The organism is Nocardia sp. NBC_01327 (genome assembly GCF_035958815.1).
GTDB lineage: Bacteria > Actinomycetota > Actinomycetes > Mycobacteriales > Mycobacteriaceae > Nocardia.
The window spans coordinates 8,174,063-8,197,537 of record NZ_CP108383.1 but is presented as its reverse complement, the minus strand read 5'-3'; the positions used below and the strand labels follow the sequence as shown (position 1 = coordinate 8,197,537).

Below are 23,475 nucleotides of genomic sequence, written 5' to 3'. Positions count from 1 at the left end.
CCAGTGGCCACAGCGCGCGCCGTCACCGGAATGTCATTTTCCACGGGGGTTCCGCGGCCTGATCGCGCAGTAGGGTCGGATTTGTGGCCGAGCGTGGACTGCGGGTAGCTAGTGGAGTGGCAGCGGCCGGGGTGACCCTGGGCGTCGCCGAGCTGGTGGCGGTGCTGATCAGCACCGACAGCACGCCGTTGCAGGCGGTCGGGGCGTGGGTGATCGACCATACGCCGGATACCGTGCGCGAGAGGGTGATCGAGACCGTCGGCACGGATGACAAACTGCTGCTGTTCATTTCGATGGGCATTGTGACGGTGCTGGTGGCCGGGCTCGCCGGGTTCGCCGAACGGGTGCGGCGGCCGGTGGGGTCGATCGCCTTCGGCATCTTCGGGCTGCTGTCGTTGCTCGCGGCCGTAGGTCGCCCGGCCGCCGGTTGGACGTGGGCGCTGCCCTCCCTGCTGGGCGCCTGGGCCGGAATCGCGGTGCTGCGCAATCTGATTCGGCGCATCGAGGAGTTTGCCGCGGCGTCGTCGGAGTTGGCTTCGAAAGAGGCTGCGGCGGAAGCGCTTACGGCGGTCGCGGCAGCTGGCGGTTCAGCCGGGGTGCTGGATGAGCCGGTGCCGAGCGGACCGGGACGGGGAGGGCTCGAGACCGGTCTTGCCGAGGGCGAATCCACTGCGGCGGGTGCCGGCCGTTCGACCACCGACGATTCCCGGTTCGAATTGGCGCTGCAGCGGCGACAGGTGATGCGGGGCATAGTGATTGCCGCGGCGGCCGGTATCGGCGCCGGTGTGGTGGGTCGCGTGCTGGGACTGCGCTCGCACAATGTGTCGAGTGAGCGCGCCGAGGTGCAGTTGCCCTCCCCATCCGGCCCGGTGCCCGTGATCGATCCGGCGGCGGATCTCAAAATCCCCGGTCTGAGTCCGTATCTCACCTCGAATGCCGACTTCTATCGGATCGATACCGCGCTGACCGTCCCGCAGGTGAGCAAGGACAGTTGGTCACTGCGCATTCACGGCATGGTGGATCGCGAAATCCGGCTCACCTACGCCGATCTCGCCGCCCGGCAGGCCGTCGAGAAACTGGTGACGCTGACCTGCGTCTCCAATCCGGTCGGCGGGGACCTCATCGGCAATGCCAGCTGGCTGGGCTATCGGCTGGACGAGCTGCTCACCGAGGCGGGTCCGCATCCGGATGCGGATATGGTGCTCTCCACCAGCGTCGACGGATTCACCGCGGGCAGCCCGCTGGCGGCGCTCATGGACGGTCGTGACGCCCTGCTGGCCGTGGGCATGAACGGTGAACCGCTGCCCACCGCGCACGGATATCCGGTGCGACTGGTGGTGCCGGGCCTGTACGGCTATGTGTCGGCGACCAAGTGGGTGACCGATATCGAGATCACGAGATTCGATCGCGCGGAAGCCTATTGGACCAAACGGGGCTGGTCGCAGAACGGCCCGATCAAGACCGGCACCCGCATCGACACCCCGACGGCGAGTTCGCTCGCGGCGGGCAAGGTCACCGTCGCCGGGGTGGCGTGGGCGCAGCACCGGGGGATCGATGCGGTCGAGGTGCGGATCGACAATGGTGCGTGGCAGCCCGCGCGGCTGGCCGCCGAACCCTCCATTGACACCTGGCGGCAATGGGCTTTCGATTGGCAGGCGACCTCCGGTCTGCACACCGTGTGGGCGCGCGCCACCGACGGCGGCGGTGCGGTCCAGACCTCCGATGAGGCCTACCCGGTGCCCGACGGTGCGACCGGTTACCCCTCGATTTCTGTCCGAATAGGCTGAATTATCGCAATTGCCTGGGTGTTTGGGGCAGCGAAAATGCCGAACGCCCTTTTTGACAGCGCGCGCGGTTTACGATCGGCCCGGCCGTCGACGCCCATCCAAGGGAGCGCGCATGACCGGAGTACTCGAATGGGCGCGGGCGGAAAACCTGCAGCCCGAACCGATCACCCTCGATGTCTGGAACCAGCTACCCCGGGATTTCCGCCGGCTCGTCGAAGTGGTGAATGGTGATGTGGTGCGGGCCGAGCCGCCGGCGCACCGGCACGAGAATGCGGCCCGGCGCCTCGGCGTCATGATGGAGGCCGGCGCCGAAGCGCATATGAGCCGCTACAACGACGGCCCGCTCTACGTCGGCACCGATCAGGATGTGCTGCTGTGGGAATCGCCGCGGGTCACGCTGCGGCGGCCGGATATCGCCATGTTCTCCGGCGCGCCAACGGGTTCCGGACCACTGCCCGCCGCCCGGGTCAAGATCGCGGTCGAAGTGGTGTCGCCGGTGACCGAACGCGTCGACACCACCGACAAGCAGGCCGAATACGCGCAGGCGGGCATTCCCTGGTACTGGCTCGTCTATCTGGATCGCGATCATGTGACCGCCATTCAGACCCATGTGCTGGTGCTCGACCGCTATCGCCCGCATCGCCGGCTGCATCCGCTCGGCGGAGAATCCTTGGTGGACATGCCGATCGAGATCCGCATCGACTGGACGCGGCTCTACGGCCTGCTGTACTGACGGCCGCGGACGTCAGAGGCCCCCTCCGCTGCTGCGAAGAGGGCCTCCGTTGTGCCGCAGGCTGATTCAGCCCGCCACATCCGCCTTGACGGGTGCGGCGGCCGGCTTGCCGGGAGCCTTGCCGTGGCCGATGAACAGCGCGGACGCCGCCACACCGATCAGCAGGATGCAGGCAGGCAGGTACATGGACTGGCTCAGCGCGGTGCTGATCTTGTCCGCGATCGCCGGCGGGAGCTTGGCCGAACCGCCGCCGCCCTCCATGACGGGCCCGCCGCCCAGATGCTGCGCCGCCAGACGCGACGACATCAGGGCCGCGATGGCCGCGGAGCCGAGCACCGAACCCACCTGACGGGTGGTGTTGTACACGCCCGCACCCGCACCGGCCTGCTGAATCGGCAGGTTGTGGGTGGCGGTGGTGGCCAGCGGCGCCCAGATGCAGGCATTCGCGATACCGGCGACGCCGCCGATGATCAGGAACAGCGGGATCGAGGTGTCCGGCTTCATCAGCAGGGCGAAACCGAAGATGCTGGCCGCGAAGACCGCGAAGCCGATGGTCGGCAGCACGCGCGGCGGCATCCGGTCCGAGATCTTGCCGATGATCGGCGCGAACACGCCGGTCAGAATCGCCATCGGCGCCAGCACCAGGGCGGACCTGGTCGGCGACATGCCGTGCACCTGCTGCAGGAAGAAGTAGAACGGCACGAAGGTGGCGGTGATGGCCGCACCCATGGAGGCGATGGCCAGGCTCGACAGCGAGAAGTTGCGGTCCTTGAACAGGCTCATCGGCACCAGCGGCTCATCGCTGTTGCGCGCCTGATTGACCACGAACAGCGCGAGCACGACCAGGCCGCCGCCGATCATCAGCCAGGTGATGGCGTCCCAGTCGCGGGTGCCGCCCTCCTGGATGCCGAACACCAGCAGGAACATGCCGATGCCCGAGAGCGCCACACCGACGAAGTCGAACTTGTGCTCATGGGTTTCCAGTGCGGGCACCAGCCAGACCACCAGCGCGAACGCCACGACGCCGATCGGCACGTTCACGTAGAAGATCCACTGCCAGCCCTTCCAGTCGACCAGCACGCCGCCCAGGATGGGGCCCACGAGCGTGGCCAGACCGGCGACGCCGCCCCACAGGCCCATGGCCGCGCCGCGCTTGTCCGGCGGGAAGGTGCGGGTGATGACGGCCATGGTCTGCGGCGTCATGAGCGCCGCGCCCAGGCCCTGCACGGCACGGGCCGCGATGAGCATCTCGATGCTGCCCGATTCGGCACACCACAGCGAGGCGGCGGTGAAGACGACCAGGCCGATGAGGTAGATGTTCTTGGGGCCGAAGCGATCCCCGAGACGCCCCGCCACCAGCAGCGGTACCGCATAGGCGAGCAGGTAGGCGCTGGTGACCCAGATGACCTTGTTGTAGTCGGCGTCGAAGGCCTCCTTGATCGCCGGATTGGCCACCGCGACGATGGTCATGTCCAGCAGGATCATGAAGAACCCGACAACCAGCGCGTATAGCGCCAACCACGGATTGCGTTGAGTGGACATGGGATTGGTTCCTATCTCAGGTCAGCGGCCGGCGTCGTCGACGGCAACCGGGTGGAAGTGTGTGTCGGATGCGGATTCCGCGTCACGGGACTATTCCCTTGCGAACGGCGGCGAAGTCCGAATCGCTGAGGCCTGCGCCCCAACCGGCGCCCAGTTGCGCTGCACAGTCGCTGTTGCGCTCGCCGGTCTCCTCGTCGAAGCTGTCCCACGGCAGTTCGCCGCTCTCCAGCTCGGTGAGGATGCGGCGCAACCATTCACCCTCGGTGATGTTCATGACGTGCACGTACTCGATCACCATCCAGAAACGCCGCGGCACCTTGCGGGCGACGACCCAGTCCTGCAGCGCCTCGTACTCGGCGGTCTGGCCGTCGATCCAGGTGACGCGCTCGCGCAGTAGTGCGATCACTTCGTGCACTGGCAAATTGTGCGCCTCGGCCATACCGACCGGAAAGATCGGGTACTCCTTGGCGGGTCGCCGGAGGATTTCCGCGATCCGGGTGCGCAGGGTGTCGCGCCCCTCAGGATTGATGCGGTAAGTGGTCCGTTCCGGCCGGTTACCGGCCCGATCCGTCCCCTCCGCGACCACCAGTTCCTGCTCGGCCAGGCGCGCCACAGTGTGATAAAGCGAGCCGGGTTTGATCTTCACCAGCTCGTCCTCATGCCGGGCCATGAGTAGTTGGTACATCTCGTACGGATGCATCGGCTTTTCCTCCAGCAGCGCGAGCACCGCGATCGCCAACGGCGTCAGCGCTACACCCGCCTGCTTGCCGGCCATACGACCTCCCTGATCTCCGCCGGCACCCGACGCTACCGCCCGCCACCGACATCCTCCGCACCAAATATTCCGCATGGAATATACGGCCCGGAACAATCCCAGCGCAAGTCATCAGCGCAGCGCAGTACGCGCCACCTCCGGGTGGGTCGCTCTGGTACCGGGGTACCGCAGGTGGCGTACCAATCTGGCTCCCGGGGGTGAGGTATATCCGGCCGGAGCTTCCTAGGCTCAGTCCCGCTACTCCTCGGGAGGACGAAATGCGCAGGTACATCTATATTTTCGGCGCGCTGTGCGCCACCGCCGCCCTGGCGCTGTGTGCGTGCGGGACCGGGGAGCATGCGGATACCGCGGCCCCGCCCGGCTATGCCGACGTACGAAATGTGTTGCAGCGGTTGACCACCACGGACGGCGCACCGGGTGCGCTGCTCGAAGTGAGCGATACGCACGGCCGGACCGTGCTGACGAGCGGTGTTGCGAACATCGGGACATCTGCGCCGATGGCCGGCGGCAGCCGGTTCCGCATCGGCAGCATGACCAAGATGTTCGTATCCACCGTGGTGCTGCAACTCGTGGGTGAGCAGCGGGTGGCACTCGACGCGCCGGTCGAGCAGTACCTGCCCGGAACGATTCGGGGCAACGGCAATGACGGGCATGGCATCACGGTGCGGCAGCTGCTCCAGCACACCAGCGGACTGCCCGACTACCTGGACTCGCTGACCCCCGAGCAGATCCTGAAAGATTCACTCGGACACCATGATCCACTGGAACTGGTGCAGCTGGCACTCACCCACCCGCCGCTGTTCCCGCCGGGAACCGGCTGGTCGTACTCCAATACGAACTACCTGCTGGCCGGAATGCTCATCGAGAAGGTCACCGGCCGGCCGTACGGGGAAGCGGTGGAACGGCGCATCATCACGCCGCTCGGCCTGCACGACACCTCCGTTCCCGGCGACGCACCGACCATCCCGGGCGATCATCCCCAGGGTTACGCGAAACAGGGAAACGCCGACCCCCTCGACCTGACCGAGTTCAATCCGTCCATCGCAGGTTCCGCCGGTTCGATGATCTCCAGCGCCACCGACCTGAACCACTTCCTCACCGCCCTCATGACCGGCCACCTCCTACCCCCACCCGAACTCCAGGCGATGATGACAACCCGCCCCACCGGCGATTCCTCCGACGACGCCTACGGCCTGGGCCTGCAAAGCACCCCCCTGCCCTGCGGCGGCCTGTACTGGGGCCACGACGGCGGCATCATGGGCTTCCAAACCCTCGGCGCAACCACGACCGACGGCCGCACCGCAACCATGATGGTCAACCTCTACCCCGGCGAAACCCCACCCCAGGACACCGACATCCGCACCGCCCTCGCCACCGCCCTGTGCGAAACCGAAACCTCGAAATAGCCTGCACCACTGCGTTTTCCGCCCCGCCTCAAGCCGGTGATATTCGCAGCTGCTGAAGTTCGGGAACTGCGCGCTCGATGGTGACGAAGTCCGTGTCGTTGTGTACAACAGTTGCGTTGTGGCGCAAGGCAATCGCGGCAATCTGGATGTCCGTGGTCTGCGTGCCGCGACCGGCACCGATTTTCCACAGCGCGGACCGGATCCGGCCTGCTTGCCTCTCGACTTCGGTATCGGTTGGGAGCCAGCGGAATACCGAGCCGTAGAGCTCGGTGATGAACCCGAGATCGCGTTTGTTGCGGGCGCTGAAGCGGGCTTCGTCCATCGTGACCATGGAGGAGCACAGCACGCCGAAAACGGCCAGCTCGTCCACTCGATGCCGTACCGACGGCTGTGTCCAATAGTGGGACATGACCGATTGGTCGAGCAGGAAGTGAGGCCGATCGCTACCGGCGGTCACGGCTCGTCCGAGCTGGCCACCTCAGCGAGTTCTTCCTCGGTTAGGAACGGGTTGTGGTCCATGCGCTTCAGCCGGGTCAAGGCTTCGCGCTGCCGGTAGCCCTGAACGAGCTCCGCCATGGCGAGGTTGATGACCGCCTTCTTCGTGGTGAGGCCGGTGAGGCGCATTGCTTCGGCCAGCACTTCGTCGGGAATCTCGACTGTCGTAGCCATGAACACCTCCATATTATGAATTACCGATATCAATAATACGCATGATTCGTAATATTGCTGGTTACAGACTTGCAGCGAAACGCCGCTGGGCCGGATCTCTCGGGAGAGATCCGGCCCAGCGGGTGAATCAGGCGATTATGCGGTCGGTGCGAACGCCTCGCCGATGATCTCGGCCTGTTCCACCGCGTGCACCTTGGACGAACCCGAGGACGGGGCCGACATGGCGCGGCGGGAGATGCGGCGGAGTTTGGCGAAGCGGGCCGGGAGGATCTCCGGGAGGTTCAGGCCGAAGAACGGCCAGGCGCCCTGGTTGGCGGGCTCCTCCTGGACCCACGCCAGATCGGTGGCGTTGGCATAACCCTCGAGCGCCTCGTTGAGACGGAACTTCGGGATCGGGTAGAGCTGCTCGGTGCGGATGATCGCGACATCGTCGCGCTTGTTCTTGTTCTTCTCCGCGACCAGCTCGTAGTAGATCTTGCCGGAGGTCAGCAGGATGCGCTTGACCTTCGAACGGTCGCCGTCACCGGTCTCGTAGGTGGGCTCCTCGAGCACACTGCGGAACTTGTTGTCGGTGAAGTCCTCGACCTCGGAGACCACAGCCTTGTTGCGCAGCATGGACTTCGGGGTGAAGACCACCATCGGGCGGCGGATGCCGTCCAGCGCGTGCCGGCGCAGCAGGTGGAAGTAGTTCGACGGGGTGGAGGGAACCGCCACCGTCATCGAACCCTCGGCGCACAGCTGCAGGAAGCGCTCGATACGACCGGAGGTGTGGTCCGGACCCTGGCCCTCGTGACCGTGCGGCAGCAGCAGCACGACCTCGGAGAGCTGGCCCCACTTGGCCTCACCGGAGGAGATGAACTCGTCGATGATGGTCTGCGCGCCGTTGACGAAGTCACCGAACTGCGCCTCCCACAACACCAGTGCATCGGTATTGCCGAGCGAGTAGCCGTATTCGAAACCGACAGCGGCATATTCGGACAGCGCCGAATCGTGCACCGCGAACCAGCCCGGATTCTTCGAACCGATGTTGTGCAGCGGGGTGTACTCGCCACCGGTCTTGCGGTCGATGATCACCGAATGCCGCTGTGAGAAGGTGCCGCGACGCGAATCCTGACCGGTCAGGCGCACCGCCTTACCCTCGTCGACCAGCGAACCGAAGGCGAGCAATTCGGCCATGGCCCAATCGATCTTGCCCTCGTACGCCATCTCCCGGCGCTTCTCCATGACCGGCTTGACGCGCTGGTGCACATTGAAGCCCTCGGGCACGTTCACGAACGAATCGCCGATGCGCTGCAGCACGGTCTTGTCGACCGCGGTGACCAGGGTGGTCGGCATCTGCTGCTCGTCCTCGACCGATTCGGACGGCTCCGGAACGTACTTCTCCAGCTCGCGCACCTCGTTGAAGATGCGCTCCAACTGGCCCTGGTAATCGCGCAGCGCGTCCTCGGCCTCTTTCATGGAGATATCCCCACGGCCGATGAGGCTTTCGGTGTACGCCTTGCGGACCGAGCGCTTGGTGTCGATGGCGTCGTACATCTCCGGCTGCGTCATCGACGGGTCGTCGCCCTCGTTGTGGCCGCGACGGCGGTAGCAGATCATATCGATGACCACATCGCGGTGGAACCGCTCGCGGTAATCGACGGCCAGCTTCGCCACCCACACACAGGCTTCGGGATCGTCGCCGTTCACGTGGAACACCGGCGCGCCGATGAACTTCGCGATATCCGTGGAGTATTCGGTGGAGCGCGAGTACTCGGGCGCGGTGGTGAAGCCGATCTGGTTGTTCACCACGATGTGCACGGTGCCACCGGTGCGGTAGCCGCGCAGACCCGACAGGTTCAGCGTCTCGGCGACAACACCCTGACCGGCGAAGGCCGCGTCACCGTGCAGCATGAGCGGCACGACGGAGAAGCTGCGCGCCTCTTCGCCCTTGGTGACCAGATCTTCCTTGGTGAGCAGATCCTGCTTGGCGCGCACCAGACCCTCGAGCACCGGATCGACGGCTTCCAGATGCGACGGGTTGGCGGTCAGCGACACCTCGATGTCGTTGTCGCCGAACATCTGGATGTAGGTGCCGCGCGCGCCCAGGTGGTACTTCACATCGCCCGAGCCATGGGTGGCGGCCGGGTTCATATTGCCCTCGAACTCGGTGAAGATCTTCGAGTAGGGCTTGCCGACGATATTGGCCAGCACGTTCAGGCGACCGCGGTGCGGCATACCGATGACGACCTCGTCGAGCGCGTACTCGGCGCACTGGTCGATGACACCGTCCATCATCGGAATGACGGACTCGGCGCCTTCGAGCGAGAAGCGCTTCTGCCCAACGTATTTGGTGGCCAGGAAGGTTTCGAACGCCTCGGCCGCATTGAGCCGGGACATGATGTACTTCTGCTCCGCGACAGAAGGCTTCTCATGCTTCTGCTCGACGCGCTCCTGAATCCAGTGCAGCTGTTCGGGATCCAGGATGTGGGTGTACTCGACACCCACGTGGCGGCAGTACGCATCACGCAGGATGGACAGCACATCGCGCAGCTTCATGCGCTCCTGGCCGTGGAAGCCCGCGACATTGAATTCGCGATCCAGATCCCACAGGGTCAGGCCGTGCTGGGTGACATCCAGGTCCGGATGCGAGCGGAACTTGTCGTGCACCAACCGCAGTGGATCGGTGTCCGCCATGAGGTGACCGCGGTTGCGGTACGCGGTGATCATCTCCTGGACGCGGGTCGACTTGTCGATACCGCGTTCCTTGATGTCCTTGCGCCAGCGCACCGGCTCGTAGGGGACACCCATGCCGTGGAAGATCTCGTCGTAGAACTCGTCCGAGATCAGCAGGTTGTGCACGGTCCGCAGGAAGTCACCGGACTCCGCGCCCTGAATGATGCGGTGGTCGTAGGTGGAGGTCAGCGTCATGAGCTTGCCGATGCCGATATCGGCCAGCTGCTCATCGGCCATGCCCTGGAACTCGGCCGGGTACTCCATGGCGCCCGCGCCGACGATCGCGCCCTGAGCCGGCATCAGCCGTGGCACAGAGTGATTCGTGCCGATGGTGCCCGGGTTGGTCAGCGAGATGGTGACACCGCTGAAGTCATCAGCGGTCAGCTTGCCGACGCGCGCGCGCCGGACGATGTCCTCGTACGCAGTGTGGAACTGCGCGAAGGTCATGTCCTCGGTGTTCTTGATGGCCGCGACAACCAGCGTGCGGTTGCCGTCCTTGCCGGGCAGGTCGATGGCCAGACCCAGATTGGTATGCGCCGGGGTGACCGAATTCGGCTTACCGTCGATTTCGGCGAAGTGCCGGTTCATGTTCGGGAAGGCCTTGACGCCCTGCACGATGGCGTAGCCCAGCAGGTGGGTGAAGGAGATCTTGCCACCGCGGGTACGCGCGAGGTGATTGTTGATGACGAGCCGGTTGTCGATCATCAGCTTGGCGGGGATGGCCCGCACGCTGGTCGCCGTCGGGATGGACAGCGACGCCGACATGTTCTTGACGACCGCGGCGGCAGGTCCGCGCAGGATCTTGGTCTCGTCCGTGACAGCGGCCTTCGGCGCGCCCGACGTGGGGGCGGCGTTGGAGGCCGGAGCCGGAGTGGTCTGCGGGGCACGCACCTGCGCGGGCGCCGGAGCCGGAGCGGGGGCCGGCGCCGGGGCGGGCGCGGCGGCGACGGGCGCGGGCTTCGGGGCGGCGGCGGGGGCCGCAGCGGCGGTGCCGCTCGTATTCGCTGTTGCTACGGCAGCCGGGGCAGGGGCGGCCGACTGGCCGTTGCCGGCGTCACCGCTCTTCTCCGGCGTGTAATCGGCGAGGAACTCGTGCCAGCTCTCATCGACCGACGACGGGTCTTGCTTGTACTTCTGATACATCTCGTCGACAAGCCACTGGTTCTGTCCGAACTGGTCTGTTGAGCTGCTCACAGCAGGTGTTCGCCTCATTTCGTTCTTCGCGCTGCGACGTTTGTGACGTGCCCGGCACGGGTAATCGGCTCGATGCGCGCCGATGCGCCCCCACTGAGGATATGCCCACCCCGGTTAGCCCATGGGCATGGACTACCACCGAGCGGACACGCTCCCTTGTGACGACTCGTCCTCGACTGAGAATATTCCTTCCGTAGCCTGCACCGCAGCCCACAGGCGGGAGTAGCCGCCGCGTGTTGATAGCAGTTCTTCATGAGTGCCGATTTCGGCGATCCGGCCGTGTTCGACAACGGCGATCAGATCGGCCTGCGCGGCGGTCGCGAGGCGATGCGCGACAATGATCGCGGTCCGCCCGCGCGTTACCGATTCGCTCGCTACCAGCACCGATGCCTCGGCGGCCGGATCCAGCACCGCGGTGGCCTCATCGAGCAGCAGCAGATCGGGATGCACCAGTTCCGCGCGGGCCAGCGCGATCAGCTGTCGCTGCCCGGCGGAAAGCCCGCGACCGCGTTCACCCACCGGTTGCCGCATTCCCAGTGGTAAAGCGTTGATGGTCGCCAGCGCGCCGACGGCCGCGGCCGCGGCCTCGATCTCCGCCGACTTCGCAGAAGGTTTGCCGAATGCAATGTTGCTGGCGATGTCGCCTGTGAATAAGTGAGCTTCCTGAGGGACGACACCCAACCGTGATCGGTAGTCGGTGAGCCGGTAGTCGCGGATATCGACGCCGTCCACCCGGATTTCACCGTGTTCGCCGCCGCTGCGGTGCGTGTCATACGAATCGGCTATTGCGATGTGTCCGACGGGGCGCTCATGATCGTGATTTCCGTCATAGGGCATGTCGTAGAGCCTGGCCAGGAGTTTCACGATGGTCGATTTGCCCGCGCCCGTAGCGCCGACCAGCGCCAGACTGGTGCCCGGCGGAATGCTCAGGCTGACCCCGTCCAGGGCCCGGGTATCGGTGCCCGGATAGCTGAAACGCACCTGGTCGAAGACCACCTCGCCGTGCAGCCGGTCCTCGATGGTGACCGCATTGGGGGCGTCGGCGGCGATCGAGGACGGCGTCGCGAGCAATTCCCCGATGCGCCGCAACCCGACTCGGGCCTGCTGATACCCGTCGAAGAGCTGGGACAGCTGGCTGATCGGGCCGAACAGCAACTCCAGGTACAGCACGAAGGCCACCAGGGTGCCCGGGGTGGTGGCGCCGTTCGCGACCGCGTGCGCGCCGGTGAACACCACGATCGCCAGCGCCAGATCGGCCCAGGAGCCGACGAAGGCGAAGAACACCGAGATCGCCCGCTGCGCGCGCATCCGGCTGATCCGGTAGCGGTCCGAGTACTGCGCGAAACGCTCGGAGGAGAACCGCTCGTGCCGATTGGCCTGCACCACACGCAATCCCGCCACATTCTCGGCGAAGTCCGCGTTGACGGTGGCCGCGTGCTCGCGCGATTCGGTGTATGCGGCATCGGAGGCGCGCCGGAACCACCAGGTGGCCAACAGCAGTGGCGGCAGCGACAGGAACACCACCAGTGCCAGCTGCGCATCGATGACCAGCAGCGCCACCGCGATGCCCACCAGCATGAGCAGGCTCACCAGCGCATCCGGCACGCCGGTCTGCAGGAAGGTGGAGAGGGCGTCGATATCGGTGGTCATACGGGTCAGGATTCGCCCGGAGAGTTCGCGCTCGTAGTAGTCCAGCCCGAGCCGCTGCAGATGTGCGTAACTGCGCACGCGCAACCCGAACAGAATCCGCTCACCGGCCCGTGAACCCCACACCAGCGCCGTCGAGGCGGCCAGCCAGCCCACCCCGGCCAGCACCGCCCCGATCACCGCCGCGCGCACCAGCGCACCGCCATCGTGCCTGGTCACACCGCCGTCGATCGCGTACCGCACAATCGACGGAAATGCCACGCCCACAATGGCATCCACCGCCAGCAGCGTCACCGCCGACACCACGAGCCACCGCACCGCCCGCATGGCCTTCCCCAGCCGGAATTGCGGATCGGCCTCCCGCAACTCCCGCCCGTCCAGCCCCGGCCGCTCCGTCGCCGCGTGCAACTTCGCGAGCACCCGCCGAACCTCCGCCGGCGTATCCGGATCCAGCTCCGCGATGGAGCCGCCCCCGTCCGGTGCGTCCGGCCCGTCCTGTCGCGCCGCCGCGGCCTGCCCGTCTGCGGGCCTGGCCCGTTCACCCTGCACGGCATGGCCGTTCGGTGATCGAGTCGCGAAGGGTGTTGCGTCCGAGCCCGCTGCGGTCCTGCGGCGGGAAAACGCTTCGGCTGGTTCGTCATCGGCTGCTGCCGGGCCTTCCCCCGATCCGGCAGGTGACCTCTCCTCGGTGGTGAATCGTGTGGCGCCGGAGACTGTTCCGGACCTGTCGTCTGCGGGTGAATCCTGGGCCGGATTCGCGTGCGCTACGGGTCCGGGGAGGCGGATTATGCGGTCGGCGTGGGTGAGGGTGGATTCGCGGTGGGCCAGGATGAGGGTGGTGCGGGATTCGTCGGTGGGGAGGGCCGCGAAGATGGCGGCTTCGGTGAGCGCGTCCACGGCCGAGGTCGCATCGTCCAGGATGAGGATGCGGGGATTCGCGAGCAGGGCGCGGGCCAGGGCGATGCGCTGGCGCTGGCCGCCGGAGAGGGTGAGGCCGCGTTCGCCGACCACGGTGTCGTAGCCGTGGGGGAGCGCCTCGATGAATTCCTCGGCGGCGGCCCGGGTTGCGGCCGTGCGGATTTCGGCATCGGTGGCATCGGGATTGCCGAGGCCGATATTGGCGGCGATGGTGTCCGAGAGCAGGAAGGCTTCGTCGAAGACCACGCCCACGGCCGACCGCAGATCGGTGGCGCGCAGATCGGCGATATCGGCCCGGGAGTCATTGCCGTACAGGGTGATTCGGCCCGAGTCCGGGGTGTAGAACCGGGGGAGCAGCAGTGAGAGCGTGGATTTGCCGGAGCCCGCGGGGCCGATGATGGCGACCGTCTCACCGGGCGCCACCGTCAGATCGAAATCGTCCAGAATGGGGCGGTCCGGGTCGAATCCGAAGGTCAGATCGGAGATTTCGATGCCGAGCGGCCCGTCCGGCAGCGCCACCGGATGCGCGGGATCGGTCTGTTCGGGCGCGCTGTCGATCACCTGGTGCACACGTTCGGCCGCGGCGCGGGTCAGCTGTGCCATCACCACCACCATGGAGACGGTGCGGGTGGCATTGGTCATGGTCGAGACATAGGCGGTGAAGGCCAGGAAGGTGCCGAGCCCGATGGCGCCGTGCAGGGCCAGCACGCCGCCCGCGGCGATGACCGCCACCAATCCGGCCTGCGGAATGGCCGAGAGGGTCGGCCCGAATCGGGCGTCGATGCGGGCGGCGCGCATGCGCTCGGCATAGAGCCGTGCGCCCTGCCGCTCGAGCAGATCCACCATGCGGGCTTCCTGCCCGAAGCCCTTCACCACGCGCACGCCGGTGACGGTCTCCTCCACATGCTGGGCCACATCGGCGGCCCGCTGCTGCGCCGACCAGGTGGCCGCGTACAGCCGCGGGCGGACCCGGTAGACGACCACCGCCAGCGCCGGAACCACGAGCAGTGCGGTCAGGGCCAGCAGCGGGGAGAGCCACAGCATGATTCCCGCGGCGAGCACGAATTGCAGGGCCGCCACCGCGGACCACGGACCCATGGCGATCAGGCCCTGCACAAGGGTGAGATCACTGATCGATCGGGAGACGACCTGGCCGGTGCGCAGCGCGTCCTGCCCCCGGCCGTCCAAGCGCTGCAGTGCCGCAAGCAGATCCACGCGCAGCTCGTGCTGCACATCGAGGGCGAGCCGCCCGGCCGACATCCGCCGTCCGTAGGAGGCGAGGAACCTGCCCACGGCCAGCATGCCCAGCAATCCGGCCATGGCGGTGATGATTCCGCTGTTGCCGGCCGTCGCCCCGTCGAGTGCGCGCTTGGCCAGCAGCGGCCCGGTGACCTCCACGGTGGCGCCCACGAGCACCGCCGCACCGATTCCGGTGAGCAACCACGGGTGCGTGCGACATCGCTCCCAGAGCCGTCGCAGCCAGCCGGGGGCGCCTGCCTCCGACTCTGCCGATCTCGCCTGTTCCACCCCTGGTTTCCGCACCCCGGCCTCATCCACCTTCATCGCGCTCACCTAGAGCCGTAACGACGACCCTCCCCCCAGTTTGTTCCCGACCACCGACATACCTCGCGCGTCGGGGTGCGAAGTGTGATGTCGGCTTGTGCCCGGTGGTGCGCGCATGGTCCGCTGGAGGGCACCACGACAACTCGAATTGGAGCCGCACCCATGCCGATCCAGCGTCTCAACCATGCTGTTCTGTTCGTCTCCGATGTGGAGCGCTCGGCGGCCTTCTACGGCGAGGTACTGGGTTTCCGCCGGCTGCCCGGCGGTTTCCCGGGCGCGGTGTTCCTGCAGGCGGAGGGGTCGGCCAATGATCACGACCTGGGCCTGTTCCAGTCCCCGGACCCGTCGGTCGAGCACCGCACCGGGCGTATCGGGCTGTACCACCTGGCCTGGGAGGTCAATACGCTCGCCGAATTGCAGCGCATGCGTGAGGCGCTGACCAGGGCGGGCGTGCTGCGCGGGGCCTCCGATCACGGTTCCACCAAGGCGCTCTACGCCGCCGATCCGGACGGCATCGAATTCGAGGTCTGCTGGCTGGTGCCGGATGCGGCCGTGGAGGAGGAGCTGACGAATATGGCCGCGCCCACCACCCCGCTGGACCTACCCGGCCTGATCGCGAAGTACGGCGCGGACACCCCCGGCGGGCCGCGTACCGATCACGAGATCTGGCGCCGGCTCTTCGCGGACCGCTCCGCTGACTGAGTTACGCGGAGCCGGCTGAGTGAGCCGGGCGGGTCAGAGGTCGCGGGTGGTGAGTATCCACCACGCGGCCGCGACCGCGCCCGCCGTCCACAGGATCAGTACCGCAATGGCGGCCGGGGTCGGGGCGATGAAGTCGCTCTTGGCGTAGCTGCCGTCGGTCATGGTGCCCACGGTGGCCGAAATGGGCAGCAGCGTCGCGAAGCCCGCGAAGCCCACGGCCCGGGCGGTCAGCCATACCAGCGGTTCGAGCACGGCCGTCGCGAGCATCGCCGCCATCGCCTGGGTCGGCGAACGGAAGACGAATCCGAGCGCCGCGCCGATCACGGACCAGCACACCGCGGCCAGTGCCGCTCCGCCCAGAACGGCGAACAGCGCACCGCCGAGGTGCACTCGATCGCGCCCGAACACTGCCAGCGCGGCTCCGCCGAGTACCTCGAGCACCAGCACGATCGCCAGCGAAAACCCGGCTGTCACGGCAAGTTTCGAGCCGAGCAGCAGATTCCGGTCCGGCGTGAACTGCGCGTTCACCGCCAATGTCCCGTACCGATATTCCGACCCCGACGACAGCGCTCCGAATATCGCCGACAGGACGACCGCCAGCAGCAGAACCCCGGCGGCCACGACCGCCGCCGGCCCGACCGCTCCGAGGAATGTGTGCTTATGACTGGAATCGGCCTCCTGGAACACCATTCCCAGCACCGCGAACGCCACCACTCCGACCCCGACCAGCACCGCGGCCGGTATCCGGTTCGACCGCAGCGAGGTCACCTTGCGCACCTCCGAATTCGCCGCCCGCAGCACGGAATCCGGCACAGCGGTCAGAATCATCGAAGGTCCTTTCGTCGCAAACCATCAGCCGCCGCGGGAATTGTGCCGCAGTTGGCAGCAACCGCGATCGGAGTGGCGTATGAGATTCGACCCGCAACAGCCGGACTCGGCCGCCCGCCACTGGTCGCGGCCGGACGCCGATCGGCCGGCACGATCCGCAGCCTGGCGGAAGCCCGGAGCGGCAGTGCTTCGCGGGTCCGGGAGTGTCGCACTGCATTCCGTTGACCAGGGGCATGCGGCGCCGACCCGGCCGAAGCGGCAGCTGTTGCACCGCTGCGCGGCTCGGGAGTGCGCCGGAGTGCGTTCAACGCGGCATTCCGTATATGGCCGGCGCGGGGTAGGGGGTGGTGGTCGGGCGGGTGAGGGCGGCCAGGACCTGGTCGGGGTGGATGTGTTCGGGGGTGATTTCGGTGAGTTGGACGCGGGCGGTGGCCGCGGCCGATTCGAGTTGTGCCAGTGAGGCTTCGGCGACGGCGAGACGGCCGTCAGGGCGCATGACGGCATCGGTGAAGCCCTGGGCGGCCAGGGTGGTGGCCAGGGCGATCGGGCTGGAGGCCTTGACCAGCAGGCGATCCGGGTGGCTGCGGCGCAGCCGGGCGGGGCTGCCCTGGTAGGTGACCTTGCCGGCATCGAGGACGATCAGCTCGTCCGCAATGGGCAGGGCCGCGCTCAGCGTGCGGGAGGTCAGCAGGACGGTGCCGCCGCGGCGGGTGTGGGCGTTCAGATATTCGGTGAGCCAGGCGCTTTCGCCCGGATCGAGGCCGTCGGCGGGGTCGTCGAGAACCAGCAGTGGCGGGTTGCCGAGCAGAGCGATGGCCAGCGCGGCACGGGTCTGCGCACCGAGCGGCAGGCTTCCGATGCGCTCGTCCGCCACCGCATCGAGCCGGGTCAGTGCGAGCAATTCGGCCACGCGGGACGCGGAAGCGCCTGCGGCAGCGGCGAATACCCGCAGCTGTCCGCGCACGGTGCGCGCCGGGTGCAGGCCGCGCGGCGACAGCACCGCGCCCACCGACTGCCGTCCGCGTCCGGCGCCGGATCCCGGTCCGCCGACGCGCGCGGTGCCGGAAGTGGGCGTCAGCTGGCCCAGCAGCATGAGCAGCACCGTGGTCTTGCCCGCGCCGGGCGGGCCGACCAGTGCGGCCACCTTGCCGGCGGGCACGACGAAGCTCACGTCGTCGACCGCGGTGAAGGTGCCGAAGGTCTTGCTCAGCCCGGCGGCGGCGAAGGCGAGCGGTCGGGCCTGGGTCACTGCTTCGGAATCCGGGGTGCGGCTTCCACGGCGGGCAGCGGGTCGGCATCGATCACCAGCGGCTGCGGCCAGGTCGCCGGCGGTGCGCCGAATGCCTTGCGGGCGTTGTCGACCAGGCGGTGGCCCAGCGCCCGATTGCCGAATCCGCCGATGGCCGCGCCGATACCGGCCGGAATGATCTTGCCGACCATGAGCGCGCTGCGCTTGGCCAGGAAGCGGGTCAGGAATCGCTTGAGCAGCGTGTCGTTCAGTGCGCCGATGCCGGGGATCTTGCCGGTGGCCAGCAGTCCGCCCCAGTTCTTGGCGGAGCCGGCGACACTCTTCTGCACGATCTCCATACCGGTCTCGCCCAGTACCACCGCCAGCACCAGGGCGCGGCGGCGTTCCCGATCCTCGGGGGCGACGCCGTGCACGGCCGCGACGGCGAGCGTGTACACCGCCGACGCCTCCAGGAAGAACGCGGTCTCGGCGCTCATGGCAGCGAGCGAGGCGGCGGTGCCGACCCCCGGAATCGCGGCGGTCGCGCCGACCGCGGTACCGCTGCTGGTCACGGTGTTCAGATAGAGCTTCTCGATGCGCGTCACGATCTGGGCGGGGGATTCACCGGGATGGGTGTCCCGCAGCCGCTGCACATACTTCGTGACAGCGGGCCCCTGCACCTGCGCCCCATTGTCGAGGAGCGAGACGACCGCCTTCTCGAACCCGGCCTTGAACATCGACACACCCCTTACTTCGCGGTCCTCCGCTGCAAACTCTATTGCACCGCTTCAACGATCCGCGAGACATGCCGGTTCCACATCGCACCCGGCCCGCGTGCGGTGTGAGCTCCCAGCGTGACAACTGATGTGGTGAGTGTCGGGGTAACTCCTGGGGAACGCCCAGAACTGCTCGGCACCCCGCCGCCGGTCCGGTGCGAGACTGCTGGGCTCCCAACGGCCGGCAAAAGGCGCGGAGAGGCGGGGGAGCTTACGGTGGAGGTGTGGTCGGTGTGTCGGAAGGCGCGAGCGGGATGCCCGATCCGCGGTTGCGCCCGTATGTCCTCGGTTACGAGGGCTATTTGCTGCGCGGCTTTGCGCCGGGAACGCATGTGGGTATGCCTGGTTCGGTGCTGACGGTGATCATCACCATCGATGAGCCGATCGAGGTGGAGGTGTCCTGTCATCCGGAGCAGGCGGGTGGGGCATGGGAGATGTTGGCGAGCGGGCTGACGACTCGCCCGTGCGTGATCGCGCACAACGGTTATCAGTACGGCGTGCAGCTGGCCTTGACGCCGCAGGGTTGTCGGGCGTTGTTCGGGGCTCCGGCGGCGGCGCTGGGTTCCTGGATCGTCGATCTGGCGGATGTACTGGGTCCGCGGGCCGGGGAGTTGCGCGAGCGGCTCGGATCGGCTCCTAGCTGGCCTGAGCGTTTCACCGTGCTGGATGAAATTCTGCTGCGGCAGTTGCTGCCGGTGGCGTGGGATCCGGAGCTCACACACGCCTGGGATCTGCTCTCCGGTCCCGAAACCGCGGTCCGGGTAGCCGCGGTCGCCGACGAAATCGGCTGGAGTCGAAGGCATCTCGTCAATCGTTTCACCGCCGAACTGGGGGTGAGCCCGAAGGATGTCGCGCGCATCGCCCGTTTCGAACGTTCCCATGCCATGCTGCGCCGCCCCGAACCCCCGTCGCTGGCCGAGACCGCGGCGCTCTGCGGCTACTACGACCAGGCGCATATGGCCCGCGAATGGCGGGAACTGGCCGGTCTCCCGCCGTCGGTGTGGCGGGAGCGGGAGGAGTTCCCATTCGTCCAAGACCAACTGCCCTCCCAGGTAGGAGGCTGATCCCATGACAGATACGACATCCTCAGTAAAGACCGCGACCGTCGTGTGGCCCACCCTGGTCTACCGCGACGCCCGCGCCGCGATCACCTTCCTGGAGCAGGCTTTCGGCTTCGAGACCACCGCCAGCTACGGCGAGGGCGACGTCGTCGATCACGCCGAGCTGGCCTGGCCCGGCGGCGGCGCCGTCATGCTCGGCTCCGTCCGCGAGAACATGGCGCTGGCCTGCCAGCCTCCGGGCGCGGGCTCGGTCTACATCGCCCTCGATGATCCGGACACGGTCTACGCCCGCGCCAAGGCGGCAGGCGCCGAGATCACCAAGGAACTCACCGACGAAACCGATTACGAATCCCGTGGTTTCACCTGCCGCGACCCCGAGGGCGTCTACTGGAGCTTCGGCACCTACCGGGGCGCACAGTCGCACTGAACCCTCTCGCACCGGAAGCTGTTGGGGCGCAGCGGATATGGATCCCGGCCGAAAGCGTGTCGGGACGAGGGGTGTGCTGCGCCCGGGTCAGCCCGGGGTGTGCGCGGAGGGGACTCGTTCGGTCAGAAGCGGCGGCGGGGGCGGGGTGCCGTCACCGAAGGGCTTGCCGCCCAGGGCTTCCCGGCCGTGCGGGGTCAGCCAGTTGGCCAGATCGGGCCCCTTGGGGACGATCTGCGTGGGGTTTATGTCCGTGTGGACGATGTAGTAGTGCTGCTTGATCTGCGTGAAGTCGACCGTGTCGCCGAAGCCCGGTGTCTGGTAGAGGTCGCGGGCGTAGGACCACAGCACCGGGAGCTCGGTGAGCTTGTCCCGATTGCATTTGAAATGGCCGTGGTAGACCGGATCGAAGCGGACCAGCGTGGTGAACAGCCGCACATCCGCCTCGGTAATGGTGTCGCCCACCAGGTATCGCTGTGTCGAGAGTCGTTCGGTGAGCCAGTCCAGCGCGGTGAAGAGCCGGTCGTAGGCGGCGTCGTAGGCGGCCTGGTCACCGGCGAATCCGCAGCGGTAGACGCCATTGTTGACCTCGGTGTAGACGCGCTTGTTGACCACGTCGATCTCTTCGCGCAGATCCTCGGGATACAGCCGGGGTGCGCCGGGCCGGTGGTATTCGGTCCACTCGGTGGAGAAGTCGAGGGTCATCTGCGCGTAGTCGTTGGTGGCGACCTGCCCGGTCGACACATCCACGACGGCGGGCACCGTGATGCCGCGCGGATAGTCGGGATACCGCGCCAGGTAGGCATCACGCAGGAAATGGATGCCTAGCACCGGATCCACCTCGCCGGGATCCAGATCGAAGGTCCAGCTGCGCTTATCGTGCGTGGGCCCGCACAGCCCCAGGGACAGCGCCGATTCCAGGCCCAGTAGCCGGCGCACGATGATGGTGCGATTGGCCCAGGGGCACGCGCGCGCCGCGATCAGCCGATAGCGGCCGGATTCGACCGGATATCCGTCACGCCCGTCGGCGGTGATGCGCGTGGTGATGTAGTTCGTATCGCGCTTGAACTCGCCGGGTTCGACGTAGCTGCCTGGCTCCGATTTCGACGTGGTCACCCGCCCAGTCTCGCAGATCGGATGCCGTCGCGACGGTGGCCGGCGGTGCGCGTCGGCGGCGAGCCCGCTCTGTTCCAGGGAAGTGACTGCGCATACATTCAGTTGATGACCGACACGAAGCCCACCCGCCTGGAACGCATCGTCACCGAGGGGGGCGCGCAGGCCGCGATTCTCACCATCGCCCACCCGCCGCTGAACCTCTTCGACAAGGCGCTGTTCGAGGCGATCGCCGCCGATATCGAGGAGCTGGCCGCCGAGCCGCCGCGCGCGGTGCTGCTGCGCGCCGAGGGCAAACTGGTGTCCGGTGGCGTCGATGTGCACGTCTTCGACGGACTGTCGATGGCGGAGGGCGCGCACCTGTGGCAGACGCTGTTCGCGCGCATCATCCATCCGCTGGAGTCGCTGCCCTGCCCGGTCGTGTTCGCCGCGCACGGTCTGACCCTGACCGCGGCCTTCGAGATCGCGCTGGCGTGCGACATCATCCTGGCCGCGCCTCGCGCGAAGTTCGGCCTGGTGGAGACGGTGGTCGGCCTGACCCCGTCCATGGGCGGCCCGCAGCGGCTGGCCGAGCGCGCCGGATCCGGTCGCGCCCGCGAATTCGTTATGACCGGTGATCTGTACGACGCGGCGACCATGGCCGACTGGGGTGTGGTCAATGCCGTGCACGAGGACGTCGACACGGCCGCGCGCGCACTGCTGGCGCGACTCGCCGAGGGACCGACCCGGGCGCACGCCGCGACCAAGGAGATCATCGGCGCCTGGCGTTCCGGTGGTGTGGCGCATGCGGATTCGGTGACGCCGCAGGTATCGGGCCAGCTCTTCGCCACCGAGGACCTGCAGAACGCGGTGCGGAGCTTCCTCGAGGCCGGCCCGGGAAAGGCCACCTACACCGGTCGCTGAACCGCGTTCCAGAGCGCCGGATTCGTTTCCGCGCCGTGACGGCTCGACTACGTTTGCCGACAATCCGCCCAAACATGTGATGTGCATCATATAGTCACTGGTGCCTGCAGGCTCGAGGCGCTCGGAGGGACGGATGTCGCAGTTACTGGTCGAATACCCGCACTCGCGAAATGCCTGGTGCGCCAACCCTCTTGCGCGCGGCGCCGATGGCGTGCTGCGGTACGGGAACCTGACCCCGGCGCTCACGGAGCTGCTGGATATCCAGGTGCACACCTTCGCCGCCCGGGAGGCGGTGGTCGAGATCGGCGGCCCCCGCCTCACCTATCGCGAACTCTGGTACTCCGCCTCCCGGATAGCAGGAGGATTGCAGGAGCACGGAATCGGTTACGGGGACCGGGTCGCAGTGCGAATGCCGGTCGGGGTGCGCTGGGTGCAGGCCTTCCTGGGTGCGCTGCTGTCCGGCGCGGTGCCGGTGCTGGTGCACGACGGACTTCCGGATGCGGTGGCGGAGCGTGTGATTCGCGATGCCGCCGCCGATTACATCCTGGACGGCGGCGGTAGCGCGGCCGGTTATCTGGAGGCGCTGCCCGATGGCGCCGCGTTCATCGACGACGGTGCGTCCCTGGGTGAGCTGGCCCTGCTCTGCTACACCAGTCCGGGCGCCGAGACCGGCCCGCGCGGGGTGGAGCTGACCAACGAAAATCTGCTCTCCGCAATCCGATCCGTGGTCGGCGCGCTGGACCTGCCGACCGAGGGCCTGCGCAATCTGGTGCTGCTGCCGCTGGCGCATGCCAGCGGTGTGGTGGACCAGCTGCTGCCGACCTTCGCGGTGGGCGGCACGGTGGTCCTGGTCCCGGACCGGGCGGCCGTCGCGGAAACCCTTGTCGCGGAACGAATAGACATGGTTTCTGCCACCCCCAGAATCTTTGCGGGCCTGCTGCCGGAACTTGCGGGTCTGCGCCTGGATCACGTCCGCCAGGTGTGCAGTGCCGGCCATCGCGCCGAACTCGCCGCCGCCGATCCCGCCGCCTCGGATTCGGTCGCCGCCACCCTCCGCGAAATCTTCCCCGAGGCCCGCCAGTGGTCGGTCTGGGGCGCCACCGAGACCAGTGGCATCGGCCTGGCCCGCGATGACGGCGCCGCCGCCCGCGATGTGCTCGGATTCGCCTTCGGCGGAACCGAACTCGCCCTCTGGGGCCCTCGCGCCGACGCCGGCCGCGGCGAATTGCTCTGCCGCGGGCCGAATGTCGCGCCCCGCTACTGGAACGATCCGCAAACCACCCGATCCCGCTTCACCGGCCCGTGGTTCCACACCGGCAACCACGTCAGCATCGATCCGGACGGCCTCGTCCGCCGCGCCCCCGCCGACTAGCGGCAGGCTTTCGTCGTCCCGGCGCGCTTCGGCCGGGATCCATACCGGCCGTGCATGCACCGTGTGTGTGGATCCGGCCGAACGCATGCCGGGATGACGCGATAGTGCCGAAATATCTT

General features: G+C 67.4%; 18 protein-coding genes. 8 read left to right on the top strand and 10 right to left on the bottom strand.

Annotated elements, in window-relative coordinates; genetic code table 11:
- The first annotated feature begins 83 nt into the window (after positions 1-83).
- The gene (locus OG326_RS37840; RefSeq protein WP_327141907.1) at positions 84-1,787 is read left to right on the top strand and encodes a molybdopterin-dependent oxidoreductase; all 1,704 of its coding nucleotides are present in this window, start codon (positions 84-86) and stop codon (positions 1,785-1,787) included.
- A 112-nt stretch (positions 1,788-1,899) separates the two neighbouring features.
- Positions 1,900-2,520 carry a Uma2 family endonuclease gene (locus tag OG326_RS37835; RefSeq protein WP_327141906.1) on the top strand — a complete coding sequence of 207 codons (621 nt, stop codon included), beginning with the start codon at positions 1,900-1,902 and terminating at the stop codon, positions 2,518-2,520.
- Positions 2,521-2,586: 66 nt separating this feature from the next.
- On the opposite strand, the gene OG326_RS37830 is transcribed toward OG326_RS37835, so the two are convergent.
- A complete protein-coding gene (locus OG326_RS37830; RefSeq protein WP_327141905.1) occupies positions 2,587-4,062 on the bottom strand; it encodes a DHA2 family efflux MFS transporter permease subunit in 1,476 nt (491 codons plus the stop codon).
- 82 nt (positions 4,063-4,144) lie between these two features.
- A complete protein-coding gene (locus OG326_RS37825) occupies positions 4,145-4,837 on the bottom strand; it encodes a PadR family transcriptional regulator (protein WP_327141904.1) in 693 nt (230 codons plus the stop codon).
- Positions 4,838-5,094: 257 nt separating this feature from the next.
- Between OG326_RS37825 and OG326_RS37820 the strand changes: the two genes are divergently transcribed.
- Positions 5,095-6,243, top strand: coding sequence for a serine hydrolase domain-containing protein (locus OG326_RS37820; protein WP_327141903.1), 1,149 nt, complete (start codon positions 5,095-5,097; stop codon positions 6,241-6,243).
- A 28-nt stretch (positions 6,244-6,271) separates the two neighbouring features.
- Here the strand turns inward: OG326_RS37820 and OG326_RS37815 are convergent, their stop codons facing one another.
- The 4 genes from OG326_RS37815 to OG326_RS37800 form a co-directional block, all read right to left on the bottom strand.
- Positions 6,272-6,700 (bottom strand): type II toxin-antitoxin system VapC family toxin, encoded by a 429-nt coding sequence (locus tag OG326_RS37815; RefSeq protein WP_327141902.1) that lies wholly within the window; start codon positions 6,698-6,700, stop codon positions 6,272-6,274.
- Positions 6,697-6,912 (bottom strand): type II toxin-antitoxin system VapB family antitoxin, encoded by a 216-nt coding sequence (locus OG326_RS37810; RefSeq protein WP_327141901.1) that lies wholly within the window; start codon positions 6,910-6,912, stop codon positions 6,697-6,699. The genes OG326_RS37815 and OG326_RS37810 overlap by 4 nt, the downstream gene beginning before the upstream one ends.
- A 135-nt stretch (positions 6,913-7,047) precedes the next feature.
- Positions 7,048-10,839, bottom strand: coding sequence for a multifunctional oxoglutarate decarboxylase/oxoglutarate dehydrogenase thiamine pyrophosphate-binding subunit/dihydrolipoyllysine-residue succinyltransferase subunit (locus tag OG326_RS37805; RefSeq protein WP_327141900.1), 3,792 nt, complete (start codon positions 10,837-10,839; stop codon positions 7,048-7,050).
- A 114-nt stretch (positions 10,840-10,953) separates the two neighbouring features.
- Positions 10,954-14,949, bottom strand: coding sequence for an ABC transporter ATP-binding protein (locus tag OG326_RS37800; RefSeq protein WP_327141899.1), 3,996 nt, complete (start codon positions 14,947-14,949; stop codon positions 10,954-10,956).
- 162 nt (positions 14,950-15,111) lie between these two features.
- Here OG326_RS37800 and OG326_RS37795 point away from each other — a divergent pair, with 162 nt between their 5' ends.
- The gene (locus tag OG326_RS37795; protein ID WP_327141898.1) at positions 15,112-15,651 is read left to right on the top strand and encodes a VOC family protein; all 540 of its coding nucleotides are present in this window, start codon (positions 15,112-15,114) and stop codon (positions 15,649-15,651) included.
- A 33-nt stretch (positions 15,652-15,684) separates the two neighbouring features.
- Here OG326_RS37795 and OG326_RS37790 read toward each other — a convergent pair whose 3' ends face one another.
- From OG326_RS37790 to OG326_RS37780, 3 genes are all read right to left on the bottom strand, one after another.
- Complete coding sequence (locus OG326_RS37790) at positions 15,685-16,479, bottom strand: ABC transporter permease (protein WP_327141897.1); 795 nt, start codon at positions 16,477-16,479, stop codon at positions 15,685-15,687.
- Positions 16,480-16,783: 304 nt separating this feature from the next.
- Positions 16,784-17,728, bottom strand: coding sequence for an ABC transporter ATP-binding protein (locus OG326_RS37785; protein WP_327141896.1), 945 nt, complete (start codon positions 17,726-17,728; stop codon positions 16,784-16,786).
- Complete coding sequence (locus OG326_RS37780) at positions 17,725-18,444, bottom strand: hypothetical protein (protein WP_327141895.1); 720 nt, start codon at positions 18,442-18,444, stop codon at positions 17,725-17,727. The genes OG326_RS37785 and OG326_RS37780 overlap by 4 nt, the downstream gene beginning before the upstream one ends.
- Positions 18,445-18,707: 263 nt before the next feature.
- Between OG326_RS37780 and OG326_RS37775 the strand changes: the two genes are divergently transcribed.
- Together OG326_RS37775 and OG326_RS37770 are read left to right on the top strand one after the other, a co-directional pair.
- Complete coding sequence (locus tag OG326_RS37775) at positions 18,708-19,547, top strand: helix-turn-helix domain-containing protein (protein WP_327141894.1); 840 nt, start codon at positions 18,708-18,710, stop codon at positions 19,545-19,547.
- A gap of 4 nt (positions 19,548-19,551) precedes the next feature.
- Positions 19,552-19,971: a VOC family protein gene (locus OG326_RS37770; RefSeq protein ID WP_327141893.1), complete on the top strand. Its 420-nt coding sequence runs from the start codon at positions 19,552-19,554 to the stop codon at positions 19,969-19,971.
- A gap of 87 nt (positions 19,972-20,058) precedes the next feature.
- Here OG326_RS37770 and OG326_RS37765 read toward each other — a convergent pair whose 3' ends face one another.
- Complete coding sequence (locus OG326_RS37765) at positions 20,059-21,084, bottom strand: glutathione S-transferase family protein (protein ID WP_327141892.1); 1,026 nt, start codon at positions 21,082-21,084, stop codon at positions 20,059-20,061.
- 105 nt (positions 21,085-21,189) lie between these two features.
- Between OG326_RS37765 and OG326_RS37760 the strand changes: the two genes are divergently transcribed.
- Both OG326_RS37760 and OG326_RS37755 read left to right on the top strand, forming a co-directional pair.
- Positions 21,190-21,984, top strand: a complete 795-nt coding sequence (locus OG326_RS37760; RefSeq protein WP_327141891.1) for an enoyl-CoA hydratase/isomerase family protein — start codon at positions 21,190-21,192, stop codon at positions 21,982-21,984.
- Positions 21,985-22,117: 133 nt separating this feature from the next.
- Positions 22,118-23,356, top strand: a complete 1,239-nt coding sequence (locus OG326_RS37755) for a class I adenylate-forming enzyme family protein (protein ID WP_327141890.1) — start codon at positions 22,118-22,120, stop codon at positions 23,354-23,356.
- Positions 23,357-23,475 lie beyond the last annotated feature (119 nt).

Coding starts and splice junctions, on each gene's coding strand:
- OG326_RS37835 (WP_327141906.1), top strand. CDS start 1,900: ATGACCGGAGTACTCGAATGGGCGCGGGCGGAAAACCTGCAGCCCGAA.
- OG326_RS37830 (WP_327141905.1), bottom strand. CDS start 4,062: ATGTCCACTCAACGCAATCCGTGGTTGGCGCTATACGCGCTGGTTGTC.
- OG326_RS37825 (WP_327141904.1), bottom strand. CDS start 4,837: ATGGCCGGCAAGCAGGCGGGTGTAGCGCTGACGCCGTTGGCGATCGCG.
- OG326_RS37820 (WP_327141903.1), top strand. CDS start 5,095: ATGCGCAGGTACATCTATATTTTCGGCGCGCTGTGCGCCACCGCCGCC.
- OG326_RS37810 (WP_327141901.1), bottom strand. CDS start 6,912: ATGGCTACGACAGTCGAGATTCCCGACGAAGTGCTGGCCGAAGCAATG.
- OG326_RS37805 (WP_327141900.1), bottom strand. CDS start 10,839: ATGAGGCGAACACCTGCTGTGAGCAGCTCAACAGACCAGTTCGGACAG.
- OG326_RS37800 (WP_327141899.1), bottom strand. CDS start 14,949: ATGAAGGTGGATGAGGCCGGGGTGCGGAAACCAGGGGTGGAACAGGCG.
- OG326_RS37795 (WP_327141898.1), top strand. CDS start 15,112: ATGCCGATCCAGCGTCTCAACCATGCTGTTCTGTTCGTCTCCGATGTG.
- OG326_RS37790 (WP_327141897.1), bottom strand. CDS start 16,479: ATGATTCTGACCGCTGTGCCGGATTCCGTGCTGCGGGCGGCGAATTCG.
- OG326_RS37780 (WP_327141895.1), bottom strand. CDS start 18,444: ATGTTCAAGGCCGGGTTCGAGAAGGCGGTCGTCTCGCTCCTCGACAAT.
- OG326_RS37770 (WP_327141893.1), top strand. CDS start 19,552: ATGACAGATACGACATCCTCAGTAAAGACCGCGACCGTCGTGTGGCCC.
- OG326_RS37760 (WP_327141891.1), top strand. CDS start 21,190: ATGACCGACACGAAGCCCACCCGCCTGGAACGCATCGTCACCGAGGGG.
- OG326_RS37755 (WP_327141890.1), top strand. CDS start 22,118: ATGTCGCAGTTACTGGTCGAATACCCGCACTCGCGAAATGCCTGGTGC.